The following is a 14,229-nucleotide window of genomic DNA, read 5'->3' as shown; positions in this document are numbered from 1 at the left end:
CCCCCGTTTTGCCCCCAGGGTTCATCAACGGTTGTCCACTGGGGGCCTGCGCATTGGGGGCCTGCGCCATTTCGTAGACCGATTCTTGAGTTGTCCGAGACCCGCTGTTGCTGCTGCAAGCGATCGATATCGGCCTAGTTTTGCTCCTGACGTATGCCCTGTTGGCCGTCGTCGGCGAACGGCGAACCCTGTGGATGGTGCGCGGGTTCGTCGTACTGATGTTGGCGGCGGCGGTGGCCCAGCGTTGGGGGCTGTCGCTCTTGAGTTTTTTCCTGGGCAACTTGACGGTTGGGGCGGCCGTGGCCATGGCCGTTATGTTGCAGTCGGAGTTTCGGCGCTTGTTGGAAAAGTTGGGCCGGGGCCAAGTGGGGGAGTTGTTGTCCCGATCGCCCGACACGGCCCCAGGCACCGACAACACGATCGATGAACTGGTAGACGCGGTGCGGGAACTGTCCCAAAACCGCACAGGGGCCCTGTTGGTCTTGGAAACCAGCGGCACGATCGATGAGCGCGATTTTTCCGTGCCTGGGGTGCGTTTGGATGCGGAAGTCTCGAAAGAGTTGCTGCAAACCATTTTCCAAACCTCCACCCTGTTGCACGACGGAGCGGTTTTTATTCAGGGCGATCGGGTCACTTCAGCGGGAGCTATTTTGCCCCTGTCCGATCGCCAAGCCTCTCGCCAGCTTGGAACTCGCCACCGGGCCGCCATGGGCGTGACGGAACGGATGGCCAACTGTCTTTGCATTGTCGTTTCCGAAGAAACCGGGTCGATTTCCGTGGCGGAGCGCGGCCAACTGGAACGCCCGATCGCCAGCAGTCGCCTGCGGGAAATTCTGAAAACCAAGCTCGCCTCGCCCAGCGATCGGGAACAGCGAGTCACGTCCCTGCGACAGTTGCGGCGACAGTTGCTATTCTTCACGGGCCTGTGGCGCAAGCGGCGATAGATACCCGTGCCCGGTGGAAGTTCTGCCCCTCGCCCAATCATTTCGGCCCTCAATTCAAGCAGCCCAACCAACCCCTAGATTCGCCGGCCAACGCCCCTACCCCGTGGGGCCGCCCGGGGAGAGCGTCGAGTTGCGATCGTTCGGGTATGCTCATGGGAAGCAAGCCAGCAATTTTTGTTGACACGCGCTAATCTGAACGAGACTTCCTGCACAACTGCTCTCAAATTCACCTCCCATTGCGTTCTCCATTCGCAAAGGTGGTGAAGACTTTATCTTGCGTCGATTCATATGACCGCAAAACAACTCCTATCGCGTGAATTGCCCGCCGATCTCGATCGAGCGCTGTTGCCTCGCCATGTTGCTGTGATTATGGATGGCAACGGCCGCTGGGCAAAGCAGCGCGGCCTCCCACGCATCATGGGCCATCGCCGGGGAGTTGATACCCTTAAAGACTTAATTCGCTGCTGCAAAGATTGGGGCATTCAAGCCCTCACGGTCTACGCTTTTTCGACAGAAAATTGGGGTCGCCCCGCCGAAGAAGTAGACTTTTTGATGATGCTTTTTGAGAAAGTTCTGCGGCGAGAACTTCAAGAATTAATTGAAGAGTTGGTGCGCATTCGATTTGTGGGCAATATCCATGCGCTCCCCGATTCTTTGCAAGCAGAAATTGCCCATGCTTCAGACCTTACGCGCCACAACAATGCTCTGAATTTCACCGTAGCCACCAACTACGGCGGCCGACAAGAAATTTTGCAGGCCTGTCGGGCGATCGCCGCTCAGGTCAAAAGCGGTGACCTGGCGATCGAGTCCATTGATGAACAGCTCTTTGAGCAACACCTGTACACGCGCGAACTCACCGATCCCGACTTGATCATTCGCACCAGCGGCGAAATGCGAGTCAGCAATTTTTTGTTGTGGCAAATTGCCTACGCAGAGCTTTACGTCACCGAAACCCTGTGGCCAGAGTTCGATCGCGCCGCTTTCCATCAAGCCCTCATGAGCTATCAAAAGCGCGATCGACGCTACGGCAAAGTGCGCACCAAATAAAGTTCACGCTCAAAGTTCGCGAATAAAGCTCGCGAATAAGATTTGCGAATAAAGTTTGCACCCCAATAATGACGGGTTGAACCTCAAGTTCACTAGCAATTTTCAAGGATTTCGTGCAAGGCTTTCGCGCAAAACTCCGGATCAAGATTCCAGCGCAGGACTCTGCTTCAAGGCCCCGAGAAAATTGCATCTTCAATATCCCGCCGACTCAAGGAATATTTAAACGATCGCTGGGTAGACTCTCCAGATCCATCCGCATCCAAGTAGTAAACCGTCAGGCGATCTTCTTCTAGATATAACGTTGCCTGCCAAGCATCCTTTTGGATATGCCAACAATGCAATGCTTCGCGATCTTGGGTGCAACCTTGGGATAGCAGCCACGTCTCAATTTGTGGCAAAGGATGGTTATAAAGGGGCGAGTCTTCTGAGGGCAGGGTCATAACAACAGCAGAGATCGGGGACTGAAAATCAAGCGATTGTTAATCGCAATAATCGGTAGCAGTGATTGAATATTCTGATTTTGGGAGATTCAATCACAATTGAGGGCCGCCCTGCATTGTAAAGGAATTCGGTGGAAGCGGCTAGCCAACAATACCGGCTTGCATTATCAACACCCATCGTTTTTAGGGTTATGTTGATCAAGTTGCCGATCGACTTGATCAACATAACCAATCACTATCACGAATCATGATTTAGGGCATATGACCCAACAGAAAATAGGTATCCATATCGCCTTTCCCTTTGATGTGAACTAAGCCACGATGCTCAAATTGGTAAGAATTTTTGAGCAGGGCATAGGTGGCGGCTGAGGTTTGAATTCTCCCTGGAATGCCATGCGATTCCATCCGCGAGGCGGTGTTGACCGTATCCCCCCAAAGGTCATAAATAAATTTCTTCAGGCCAATCACGCCTGCCACAACGGAACCACTGTGAATCCCGATGCGAATTTGAAAATCACGTTTTTGCCTGTCGTTAAACCGACCCATGACTAACTGCATATCCAGGGCCATATTCGCGATCGCCTGGGCGTGGTCGGCGCGCGGGGTGGGCAAACCCGCCACCACCATATAGGAATCGCCAATCGTTTTAATTTTCTCTAGGCCATGGATTTCTGTGAGCTGATCAAATTCCGAGAAAATTTCATTCAATAATTCCACCAGCTCGATCGCACTCAAATTTGAAGCGATTTCCGTAAAACCGACAATATCCGCAAACAAGACGGTGACGGCGGCAAACTGTTCTGCGATCGTTCTGGCATTGCGCTTCAGACAATGGGCGATCGTTTCCGGCAGAATATTTAACAGCAAGCGCTCAGATTTTTCTTGCTCTAGCAACAGGGCTTCTTCGGCCTTGCGACGTTCCACATATTGCCCCAACTGGCTGCCCAAACTTTCGCCCAAATTCAACAAATCAGGACTCACGAGTTGAGAGGCTTGCTTGAAAAACAGCAAAATTCCCAACACTTGATCGCCGGTTTTAATCGGAAATCCAAACCCCGTTTTGAAGTTTAGATTCTGAATTTCCAAAGTTCCCGCCGGAACCGCTTGATCCGGGAGATCTTGTTGCCATTTAGCCTTCGTTTCTTGCCAAACCTGCGAGAGGAAACTGTGATCTTCATTCAAGCGCAGGCAACGCACTGGCTTCCAATCGTGGCTAATTTCCAGCATGGGAGACAGCCAGTGATCAATGCAATGGGCAGATGGATTTCCACTACCAACATCTGTGCGATCAATTAACCAAAATTCTCCCAATTGCCAATCAAATTCTTGGCACAAAGCTCGAACCACTGCCGACAGAGCTTGGGTGGCAATATTCGACTCAGAAATAATTCGCGTAATTAAATGTTGAACCGATTGATATCGTTGGCGGCGTTTTTCTTCCGTAACATCGCGCCCCACATACAGAAAATCTTGAACCGTTTCTGCACGCCCCAACTGTCCCGTTAGGGTGTTGGTGAGGCGCGATCGGGAAAAGGCAATCACCAAAATTGCGCCGGTCTTAGTTTGGCAAACCGCTTCCCCTTCCTCCGCCGCCAACAGGTGTCCTGGCTCTGGAGCTGATGGGGCATCTCGGCGCGCCAAAATTGCCGACATGGGCTGACCAATTAACTCCTCAGCTTCGTAACCCAACAGATGACGAGTGGCCGGATTCACCATCCGAATTAACCCTGCTTCTGAAACCAAAAGCAGCATTTCACTCATAGCTGAAATAATTTGATCAATCTGTTGCTTGGTTTCCTCTAAATTCCGAATCAACAGATGTTTTTCATTAGTCGCTTGAACCAACACTTGCTCCAAGCTCATGCGATCGGTTACATCTTCTAGGAAAAAAATTAAATAGTGTTCAGCAGTGGGGCTGGGGTGCGCCGTAATATGAATATCAAAATAGATTGGGGAGCCATGGGCGGTGACACGGCCAATGCCCTTGATGTTGAATTCTGGGCGATCGCCCGCTGCCACCTCCACCAAAATTTCATCAATCCCAAAGAGTTCTGGGAACAGTTCATAAATCTCCAGCCCCAGCAATTGCGCAGCCAGTTGATCAGGACTGAGACCCGGGGCAGTGGGTGCGAACTGGCCGGTGGAGTGATCCACAGCCCCATCCGTTGGGGCCTCGATCGGGGCGATCGCTCCCGCCTCCGCAGACTCCACCAACATCTCCAGCAATCCTGAGTCGATCAAAGGAGCCACATTGCCCTGAACCGAAACCACCTGGAAGGCTTCGTTCACAACAATCAATTGGATATGCTGAGGCAAGGATAATTTCATTCTGCTCAAGAGGCCGCAGCAACAGCAAAGTTGACTTTAAATTACCCACTGTGGATGCCAACTATTGCATCCATGAAGACTATAGCTCTCCTTCGGTTACCCATTGAGCATCGATTGCGATAGCTCTAGGAACATCTTGTCAACATTATCGCCCGTTTTGGCGGAAGTGGCATAGGTCGCCACCACCTGAGACTCATGGGCAAAGCTATGCAACCCCATAACCTTAGTCAGCATTGTTGGTTCAATGAGATCTGCCTTATTAAAGGCAATCACGACGGATCCCTTAGGATTAACTTGCTGAAACATTTGTAGGTGGCGGTCGAGGTTTTCTACCGTTTCCATGCGGCTACTGTCAGAAACAATAATGATTCCACTCGCACCACGGAGATAGGACACATCGATCGGCTTGTAATCTGTGCGTCCTTCAATATCCCAGACCATTAATTGAAACTTGTCGCCTTCTGGCAGCTTAAGGCTAGTGGCATCAATTAGTTTTTTGGAGATCTTAACGCCAACGGTTGACAAATATTGATCACTAAATTGACGATCAACAAACCTACGAATTAGACTGGTTTTGCCAACACTAAAATCGCCAACCAGACAAATTTTCTTAGAAATAGTTGCCATTCTGCCCCCAACACAAGTCTCAGCGAAGTCAAATTATACCTTGAAGGATTCCAGGAAGGATTCCAGGCATCTTTTAGTTTTTAGCCTATAGTTTTTGGCTTGTCGGGGTCGGCGCTCAGGTTTTGTCTGGCACTGTTGACGATCGGGTGGGGGCCTGCAAACGGTTGAAGTTCCGATGCCTCAGAGGTTGGGGAGATGGCTGGCGATCGATCAACTATGCGTCGATCATCTCTGCATCGTTGATCACAGGTTGGGGGATTTGCGGCAGCCATCATCAAACTTTCGCCATTTCAGCAGTGAACAATAATTTTATTATTTTCAGAATAAGGTTTTCTTAAAAGCACTTAATCTCTTCACAAGTAGTTACGATCATCCAACAGCAGCTTTCTATCTCTTTCAATTTTGTTCTTCCCTGATCAGCCCTTCAGGTTTCTCAGAGTTAATTAGTGAAGGAAGATATAGCCTGGATGAGTGAAAATTAGATTTCTTTGATTTTGACTTGAATGAGTTTCAGATCCAATAATTAGGAGGGTGATCATTGCATACCAACTACCTGCTTGATGGCATTTGTCATGTAATGCGATAATCGGTTTAGATGTAATTTCTAGTTCTGGATTTAAACATAAATCCTAAACATTCATTTAAAAGATTGATTCGAGAAATTAATTACTAAATTGATAATTAATTAATTGAATTATTCATCAAATGATGAATTTGGAGATTTTTAAAATGAATGAGACAATAGTGCCAATAGGGATATTTGAAAAATCAAAATCGACATATCAAAAGTTTATAAATCAACGAATCTAGTAGTAAAAATAAGAGGCTGCGGTTTTTAATTTCACAACAACTGGCGTTTGGCAAGTACTCCAAGATACTATTCAGGTACTTTCCGAAGGCTGGGTACAGAATCGATCAGGACGCTTCTGTTGAAACCAGGCTTGTAATTGTTGCTGACAGTCTTGGCCCAAGACACCGCCAATAACCGGCAATCGGTGATTGGAAGCGGCACTGGCGGGCAAATTAAGCACAGAACAAATGGCTCCCGCTTTGGGATCGATCGCCCCAAAAACAAGCAACCCAAGTCTAGCGTTAATGATTGCCCCCGCACACATGGGGCAAGGCTCCAGGGTGACGTAAAGAACGCAATCGTTTAGATGCCAATTTTGGCGCGATCGCCCGGCCCGTTGAAGCGCCAAAATTTCCGCATGACCCGTGGGATCGCCATCCCGTTGCTTGCGGTTTTCGGCCTGCGCGATCGCCTGGCCTTGTCTATCCACCACGATCGCCCCCACGGGCACATCCCCGGCGGCCCCGGCGGCGGCGGCCAATTGCAAGGCGTGACCCATCCAATGTTGATGTTGGGGGTGTTCCGGCTCCAGGAGCGTGCGATCGATTTGGCAGCTTTTGCGAGCGGCGTTTCCCGAGGTGATCAGTTGTGGTGTTTCCAGCCCCTGACTGATTCGCAACATCGCTCTCGCCCCGCAACTTTGCAACTCCAACAACCTGCTACCAACTGGTTTCTAGCCAATTAACGCTACCTGTGAGCCGCTTGGCCCCTAGCCGCGATTGGCAGCTTCCGCCCCCCAAGCGGCGATCGCCACGGCCAACGCATCGGCCGCATCGTCCGGCTTGGGCAAGGTGGCCAAATTCAGTTCCCGGGCCACGGCGGCTTGCACTTCGGGCTTCTTGGCGTTGCCGTAGCCGGTGAGGGCTTGCTTAATTTGGGCCGGTGTGAATTCTACCCAAGGAAGTTGCCGTTGAGCCAAAACCAGCAACACCACCCCACGGGCTTGGGCTACGGCGATCGTGTTGCCCATCCGATAAAAAAAGAGTTTTTCGATCGCCACCCGATCCGGCTCAATTTGGTCAATGACCGCGTGCAAATCGTCGTGAAGGGTCACCAACCGATCGCCAATGGGCTGGCCGGCAGGGGTGGCAATGATGCCAAAGTCGATCAATTCGATCGCCACCGGGTCGATCGCCACCGGATCGCTCGATCGCCAACCCAACGAACCATCACCCCCAAAAACCGGATCCCCAACGACAGGAACGCTAATTGCCCCGAATCCTAAAATGGCTAGCCCCGGATCAAGGCCCAGAATCCGTTCCCGATCGGCCATAGCTACTCCATGAACCGATCAAGCCGCTTGCGCACCGACAGCCGCACCAACGCCCGCACCAGCAACACCACCGCCACTCCCGACCCCGCAAACACAAAGGCCGCCCAGTGGGCCAGGGGCCCCGTCACCAAAACCGCCCCGCTAATTAACAAACAGCCCGCCAAGCAGGTGTACATCAAACATTCGATCGACAGGTTCAGGCGTTTCAGGGCCCGATCGGTTTCCGTCGATCGCACCCGCAGCTCCAGCTCACCCCGTTCAATTCGTTGCTCCAGCCGCTGAATTGCCAACACCGTTGGATTCGGCTTGCTCAGTTGCGCTTGCACCGTATCCAGGGCCAACTTAGCCAAGCCCAGCCATTTTTGGGTTTTGTTGGCTCCTGGCCCTTCCGCGAGCGATCGATTGGGATCAATGCCCGCAAACTGCTTCACAAAGGGTTTGGCCAGCGCAATCAGGTTATATTCCGGATCCAGTCGCCGCGCAATGCCATCCAGCGTTGTAATCGACTTCAAAATGTAAGTCATTTGGGCCGGCAGTCGGAACGGTTGCTGCTCAAATAAAGTGGCAATTTCCCGGCGCATTTCCGTGAATGCATTCACATCCACCGGCCGCTCCGCAAACCGTTCCAGGGTAAATTGCAGCAGTTTCCGCACCGGTCGCATATCCGAAACCGGCTCAATTAATCCCATGGAAATTAGGGATTCCAACACCGATTCACTATCTTTTTTCAGAACCGCAAACAGGGTTTGCAGCATCTGTTCTTTGGCCAGGGATTTCACTTCCACAAACATGCCAAAGTCATAGAAAATCAGCGATCCATCTTGGGTCACTGCCAGGTTTCCCGGGTGGGGATCTGCCTGAAAGAAACCATCTTGCAAAAGCTGTTTTAAGTAGCAACAAACGCCCAACTGATTCAGCTTTTTGGTGTCAATGCCGCAGGACACCAGCGCTTCGCAGTCATCCACCTTAATTCCCGGCAGATATTCCATCACCAACACGCGGGAAGTGGTGTAGGGCCAATGGATTTTGGGAACTCGGACGTTTTGAAATTCCTGAAAGTTTTGGCGAAAATGATCGGCGTTGTGGGCCTCGTGAACGTAGTCAATTTCTTGATAGAGAATCCGAAAAAATTCTTGATAAATGGACTCCAAATCGTATTGCTGAGTCCAGGGAAAGAGCAGCTCGCTCCAGTGAATTAAACGCCGCAGAACTTTGAAATCCAGATCAAACAGCGGCTCTAGACCCGGGCGCTGAACTTTGACCACGACCCGATCGCCCCCAGGCAGCACGGCCCGGTGAACTTGCCCCAAACTGGCCGCCGCGATCGGCTCCGGTTCAAATTCCAGAAAGAGTTCTTGAACAGATTGGCCCAGCTCCGCTTCGATCGTGGCGATCGCCAGATCCGTGCTGAAGGGCGGCACAGCGTCCTGCAATCGGCTGAGGGCGGTGATATATTCCCCCGGCAACAGATCGGGGCGGGTGGACAGGGCCTGTCCCACTTTGATAAACGCGGGCCCCAAGTTCACCAGGGTTTGGGCTAGCCACTGGGCCCGGCGACTGCGTTGCTCACTGCTGTTTTGTTTGCGAACACGATCCCACCACAGGGCCGAGACAAATCGCCCGATTGCGATCGTCACGTCCTTCTGCCGTTCCCAACTGGAATATCGGGGTTTTTGCCAACGGGGGGCTAGGGGCTGGGGCTTGGCTTTAACCAGCATTCGAGCGATCGAGCAAAGTAGCAGTCTCAGTGTAGGGGATTTTGGCGAAGCCAGTCTCAGCCAACTAATTCCAGCCAACTAATTCCAGCCAACTAATTCCAGCCAATTAATTCCAGCCAATTAATTTCAGCAAGCCCTAATCCAAGCCCTAATCTCAGTTCATGCACTAACGCAGGTCACGGCTGGAGGAATTGGATCGATCGGGGCGATCAGGATGATCGGGGCATCAGCTCCCGATCGATCCCTAAAGTTTTGGGGCGATCGGGCGATCTTACGGTTACGACAGAGCCAGAATCAGTCCGATACCGCTCAATTAACTCAATTAACTGACGGAAGTGCCACCGAGGCCCATTTCAGACCCCAATTGGCTGCCCAAGCCGTAATGGTTGATGCAGCAGAACAGATCACCCAAGGTCAACAATGGCCAGCTTCAGTGTTCAGACCTCGGAGCTGAGGTTTTGAGAGTTCCGACTTTTGAGGTTTAAGTTTGGGATTCAAGTGCTCCAGCCTTGATCTGTCCAAGTCCAAACCCCAAAGCTCGCTGCCATCAAAGCACCAGAGCCGCCTAGAAGCATCACAGCAGGTTCACGGGATCTCACGCGCAAAACCCGCGCAAACGACCCATGAAGACTTATTCTGATTCTGGCAATTGACCGCTGGATGGGGCGATCGCACTTGGCCACCCGATCGCGGGGCACAATGCCCATCCCAACGGCCCGCATCGAGTTCGCTTTTGGATTTGGAGAAAACGCATGGAAATGACCGACACGGGGATCGTCGAAATTCACGCGCGAGAAATTTTGGATTCGCGGGGTCGTCCCACCGTCGAAGCCGAAGTCACCCTCGAATCGGGGGTAACCGGCCTGGCTCAGGTTCCCAGCGGCGCATCCACCGGCACTTTTGAAGCACACGAACTGCGGGATGACGACCCCGGCCGCTATGGTGGCAAGGGCGTGCTGAAAGCCGTTGAAAATATTGAAGAGCAAATTTCGCCGGAACTCTACGGCATGGATGCGCTTGATCAAGCCAGCATTGACCTGGCCATGATTGAGCTGGATGGCACGCCCAACAAGTCCAAAATCGGTGCGAATGCCATTTTGGCCGTGTCGCTGGCCACGGCGAAGGCCGCCGCCGCCACCGCCGGGTTGCCCCTCTATCGCTACCTGGGCGGCCCCTTGTCGAACGTGTTGCCCGTGCCCCTCATGAACGTGATTAACGGCGGGGCCCACGCGGACAACAATGTGGACATCCAAGAATTCATGATTGTGCCCCACGGAGCCAGCAGCTTTGCGGAGGCCCTGCGCTGGGGGGCGGAAGTGTTTGCAGCCCTGAGCAAGGTGCTGAAGGATAAAAACCTGCTGACGGGCGTGGGCGATGAGGGCGGCTTTGCGCCGAACTTGGGTTCCAACCAAGAGGCGCTCGATTTGCTGATTGCGGCGATCGAGAAGGCCGGCTACAAACCGGGCGAGCAAGTGGCGCTGGCCCTGGATGTGGCTTCGACGGAGTTGTACAAGGGTGGGAATTATGCCTTTGATGGGGCAACCCACAGCCCGGCGGAAACGATCGCCTATTTGGACAAGTTGGCGAGCCAGTACCCGATCGTGTCGATCGAGGACGGCCTGAGCGAAGACGATTGGGACAACTGGGCGGCGATGAATGCCAGCCTGGGCAGCCGCACCCAACTGGTGGGCGACGATCTGTTTGTGACCAATCCAACGCGCTTGCAAAAGGGGATTGAGCTGAAGGCGGCCAATGCCATTTTGATTAAGCTGAACCAAATCGGGACGCTGACGGAAACCCTGGAGGCGATCGACCTGGCCACCCGCAGCGGCCTGCGCTCGGTGATTAGCCACCGTTCCGGCGAAACGGAAGACACGACGATCGCCGATTTGGCCGTGGCCACGCGCGCCGGTCAAATCAAAACCGGTTCTCTCTGTCGGAGCGAACGGGTAGCGAAATATAACCGCCTGCTGCGAATTGAGGATCAACTGGGCGATCGGGCGGTTTATGCCGGAGCGATCGGCTTGGGCCCGAAGTTCTCGAGCTAGGCCTCTCCTGAAAGCTGGTGCAGCCTGGCCGATCGGTTCAGGCTGTGCCTACTAGCATGGCTGCCTTAATTCACTGGGTTAAATGACATGGCTGTTACCGTCACTTGATCGTTAAGCAGCAAGGGGCTTAAGCCCCTTGTTACCACGACTGGCTCCGCAACTTTGACCCAATATTTTAAGGATGTCGCGCTACTACCCTCTCAAAACCCGATCAGGCTCGGCTGGCAGCTCGCCATAGAGACAAAACGCATTTTTTCCCATCCCCTTGGCCGCAAACATGGCGGAATCGGCATATTCAATGAGTTGATCGGCCGTTTCCGCATCATCGGGAAACAGGGCCACACCAATGCTGACCGTAATTTGGCAATCACAGCCCTCAACGCGATAGGGCTTGCTGACGGCGGCCAGGAGTTTTTCGGCCACCCTGGCCGCCACGTCCCCTTGAGGAATGGCCGGCAACAACGCCACAAATTCATCACCGCCAAATCGGGCGATCGTGTCGCTGCCTCGCAGGTTTTGGGTCAGGCGTTGGGCACATTCAATCAACAACAGATCGCCGGCCCGATGGCCCAAGGTATCGTTCACGGCCTTAAACCCATCTAAGTCCAGATATAAAACCGCGCTCATGAACCGATCCTGGCGGGCTTGTTGCAGCGCCACATCCAAGCGCTCATAGAAATATTTACGGTTCACCAATCCCGTGAGGCCATCGTGGCGAGCTTGGTATTGCAACACATCGTGGGCTAGCTCCAGTTGCTGGGTATAGTCCCGCAGTTCGGCGGCGGTGCGGCGTAATTCCGCTTCGGCTCGGCACTGCTCGGTAATATCGCGCATCACCCCCACCAGGAATTGATTCCCGGCTCGATCGCGGTGGAGGGTGCGCTTGGTGCTCACCATTCGTTCTCGACCAAAGGGATCGGGCCAGGCAAATTGGGTTTCGGCGGGCCCCAACTGGTCGATCGCCCGTTGATCTTCCGCCGTGAGGGCAGCGGCCAACTCAGCAGAAAACACATCCTCTGCTCTTTTACCCAACAGATCGGTGGTGGTTAGCCCCGTGAAGTTGCAAAAGGCAGGATTCACGGCAATCCAGCGCCGATTTTGGTCTTTCACAAACAGTGGCTCGGGAATGGCGGCCAAAACTTGCTGAAAAAAGAGGGTCGATCGGGTCTGTTCCTGTTGCCGCTGAAAGGCCAGCAGCCACAGCCCCCCGGCGCTGGCCAGCGTGCCCATGGCCACCGGCACGATTGGAATCCACCACCCCCACCCCAGGCTCAGGCTGGTGAAACTGCCAATGCCCAACAGGGCCAAGGCCAGGTGAAAAGCCGCCTGGCCCATGGAGCGAGATCGCTTCACGGCGATCGCCCCGGCCGCGGTCCACAGCAAAATCCAAACCTGTTCCACCCAGTCGGGCCAAGTGCGAATGGGCGGCCGCCCCTCGATCGCGGATTCCAACAGTTGCTCGATCGCCTGGGCCTGCAATTCCACCCCAAAGATGGGTTGGGCCGAATCCCGTCCTTGGTTGCTGTAGGGCGTGTAGGCATAGTCCTTCAGGCTTTCGGTCATGGCCCCAATGACCACAATTCGCCCACTGAGTTGCGCGGGCGACACCTTCCCCTGCACCACGTCCCGCCACCAAACCACCGGCACGGTTCTGGAGGGGCCCCGCCAATCGGCCAGGATTTGGTAACCACCGGCATCAATGCCCTGGTAGCCGCCACTGTTGGGGTCGATCGGGGACAACCGCAGCCGCCCCAGTTGCAGTTGTTTGGGATCTTCGGTTTTGGTCAGGGTCACTTGGCGCTGTTGCAAATACAGTTGGGCCAACACAAAGGCAAAGCTCTGATGCATTTGGCGTTGGCGCGTTTTTGGATCCGTATGCCACCAATAGAGGATGTGGCGGCGCACCAGCCGATCGGGATCGATGATGATGTTGTTAAACCCAATTTGCTGATAGCGAGCCAGGGACGCTGCGGGCAGGATTCCTTTTTTTTCCGAGTCGGGCATCAGCCGAATACCGACGATCGGGACAGGACTGTTCTGAAAAATTTCCTCTAGGCGTTCCTGACCAGGGGGTAGGGGCAAATCTCGGTAAATATCCAGCCCGATCGCCACGGGACGAGCCGCCACGAGTGTTTCCAACAGTTTGGCCAAGTCTCGATCGCGGGCGGGCCAAACCTTCAAAAATTGAATATCCGGTTCATCCACCCCCACAATCACCACCCGATCGCGCAGGGGCGGGGTCGATCGGGCCCGAATCAGCCAGTCATAGGCCACCAATTCCGCCTGCTGGAGCCAGCCCCAAGAGCGAGCCAACAGCAAGCCACCGGCCACCGCCGCCACCAACAAAACATCAGCGACCTGGCGCGTTTGCCAGGGCAGGCGTTGATCGCGCCATTGACCCCATTGCCACACGGTGCTTGTTTCCTCTTCGGTGGGTGCTGCCGACTGTTGAACTCCGTAACAACGGTCAGCTCTCAGTCAGAGCACTTGGGTTAAGACAATGCACTTACCCTGAAAACAAGGCACTTACCCTGAAAAAAATTTCCTGCCGCTAGGGTAATACCGATCAGCCGTGATTCGACCCTAGCGAGGCCGCACCCGCAACCACTGATCTAGCCAGCCAATTTGGCGACGGCGACGGCCCTGGCGCTTGAGGCGCGAAGATTCCAGGGTTTCGTAAGGATAGGGACGCGGCGCACGCTCCACCCGATCGAACGTTCGCCGCGTCACCACCGGATCGGCGGCCGGCTGCTGCCACCACACGGAAATAATTGATCCAGCAGCGCCACCAAAAATCGCCAGCACCAAAGCTGACAGTGTGCTGTAGCCCACCCCCACCAGGGCAAGCCAAAACAGCAAGAACCAAACTAAGCCTTGATACAGATAGCTCACGGGTCTGGGGATTGTCGCGATCGGGGCGGCCGTTGCCCAAATTTGCCAAGTTTGCCAAGCAC

Annotated in this window: 10 protein-coding genes and 2 pseudogenes; 3 read left to right on the top strand and 9 right to left on the bottom strand. The window is 53.8% G+C overall.

Features of this window, described 5'->3' with window-relative positions; translation table 11 throughout:
- Positions 1 to 104 precede the first annotated feature (104 nt).
- Entirely contained in the window at positions 105 to 944 is an 840-nt protein-coding gene (cdaA, locus tag ACZA91_RS10115; protein WP_190356167.1) for a diadenylate cyclase CdaA, read from the top strand.
- Between the two features lie 288 nt (positions 945 to 1,232).
- Positions 1,233 to 1,991, top strand: a complete 759-nt coding sequence (locus ACZA91_RS10110) for an isoprenyl transferase (RefSeq protein ID WP_463182219.1) — start codon at positions 1,233 to 1,235, stop codon at positions 1,989 to 1,991.
- 167 nt (positions 1,992 to 2,158) lie between these two features.
- Here the strand turns inward: ACZA91_RS10110 and ACZA91_RS10105 are convergent, their stop codons facing one another.
- The 7 genes and pseudogenes from ACZA91_RS10105 to ACZA91_RS10075 form a co-directional block, all read right to left on the bottom strand.
- Positions 2,159 to 2,431 (bottom strand): DUF3143 domain-containing protein, encoded by a 273-nt coding sequence (locus ACZA91_RS10105; RefSeq protein WP_190356165.1) that lies wholly within the window; start codon positions 2,429 to 2,431, stop codon positions 2,159 to 2,161.
- 252 nt (positions 2,432 to 2,683) lie between these two features.
- A pseudogene (locus ACZA91_RS10100) lies at positions 2,684 to 3,349 on the bottom strand (adenylate/guanylate cyclase domain-containing protein); the annotation flags it as partial.
- Positions 3,350 to 3,865: 516 nt separating this feature from the next.
- A pseudogene (locus ACZA91_RS10095) lies at positions 3,866 to 4,294 on the bottom strand (PAS domain S-box protein); the annotation flags it as partial.
- A gap of 561 nt (positions 4,295 to 4,855) precedes the next feature.
- Positions 4,856 to 5,386, bottom strand: coding sequence for a Rab family GTPase (locus ACZA91_RS10090; RefSeq protein ID WP_099531890.1), 531 nt, complete (start codon positions 5,384 to 5,386; stop codon positions 4,856 to 4,858).
- 881 nt (positions 5,387 to 6,267) lie between these two features.
- The gene (gene tadA, locus ACZA91_RS10085; RefSeq protein ID WP_463182217.1) at positions 6,268 to 6,858 is read right to left on the bottom strand and encodes a tRNA adenosine(34) deaminase TadA; all 591 of its coding nucleotides are present in this window, start codon (positions 6,856 to 6,858) and stop codon (positions 6,268 to 6,270) included.
- Positions 6,859 to 6,945: 87 nt separating this feature from the next.
- Entirely contained in the window at positions 6,946 to 7,509 is a 564-nt protein-coding gene (gene ruvC / locus ACZA91_RS10080; protein ID WP_463182215.1) for a crossover junction endodeoxyribonuclease RuvC, read from the bottom strand.
- Positions 7,510 to 7,511: 2 nt separating this feature from the next.
- Entirely contained in the window at positions 7,512 to 9,227 is a 1,716-nt protein-coding gene (locus ACZA91_RS10075) for an ABC1 kinase family protein (RefSeq protein WP_099531892.1), read from the bottom strand.
- A 758-nt stretch (positions 9,228 to 9,985) separates the two neighbouring features.
- On the opposite strand from ACZA91_RS10075, the gene eno reads away from it, so the two are divergent.
- The gene (eno, locus tag ACZA91_RS10070; protein ID WP_099531894.1) at positions 9,986 to 11,275 is read left to right on the top strand and encodes a phosphopyruvate hydratase; all 1,290 of its coding nucleotides are present in this window, start codon (positions 9,986 to 9,988) and stop codon (positions 11,273 to 11,275) included.
- 192 nt (positions 11,276 to 11,467) lie between these two features.
- Here the strand turns inward: eno and ACZA91_RS10065 are convergent, their stop codons facing one another.
- Positions 11,468 to 13,687, bottom strand: coding sequence for a CHASE2 domain-containing protein (locus tag ACZA91_RS10065; RefSeq protein WP_190533183.1), 2,220 nt, complete (start codon positions 13,685 to 13,687; stop codon positions 11,468 to 11,470).
- Positions 13,688 to 13,858: 171 nt separating this feature from the next.
- Complete coding sequence (locus ACZA91_RS10060; RefSeq protein ID WP_099531896.1) at positions 13,859 to 14,167, bottom strand: hypothetical protein; 309 nt, start codon at positions 14,165 to 14,167, stop codon at positions 13,859 to 13,861.
- Positions 14,168 to 14,229: the final 62 nt, after the last annotated feature.

The organism is Limnothrix sp. CMB-01 (assembly GCF_055193175.1).
Note: the sequence above shows the minus strand (reverse complement) of the source record. Positions and strands in the feature narration are given on the sequence as shown.

Coding starts and splice junctions, on each gene's coding strand:
- ACZA91_RS10110 (WP_463182219.1), top strand. CDS start 1,233: ATGACCGCAAAACAACTCCTATCGCGTGAATTGCCCGCCGATCTCGAT.
- ACZA91_RS10105 (WP_190356165.1), bottom strand. CDS start 2,431: ATGACCCTGCCCTCAGAAGACTCGCCCCTTTATAACCATCCTTTGCCA.
- ACZA91_RS10090 (WP_099531890.1), bottom strand. CDS start 5,386: ATGGCAACTATTTCTAAGAAAATTTGTCTGGTTGGCGATTTTAGTGTT.
- tadA (WP_463182217.1), bottom strand. CDS start 6,858: ATGTTGCGAATCAGTCAGGGGCTGGAAACACCACAACTGATCACCTCG.
- ruvC (WP_463182215.1), bottom strand. CDS start 7,509: ATGGCCGATCGGGAACGGATTCTGGGCCTTGATCCGGGGCTAGCCATT.
- ACZA91_RS10075 (WP_099531892.1), bottom strand. CDS start 9,227: ATGCTGGTTAAAGCCAAGCCCCAGCCCCTAGCCCCCCGTTGGCAAAAA.
- eno (WP_099531894.1), top strand. CDS start 9,986: ATGACCGACACGGGGATCGTCGAAATTCACGCGCGAGAAATTTTGGAT.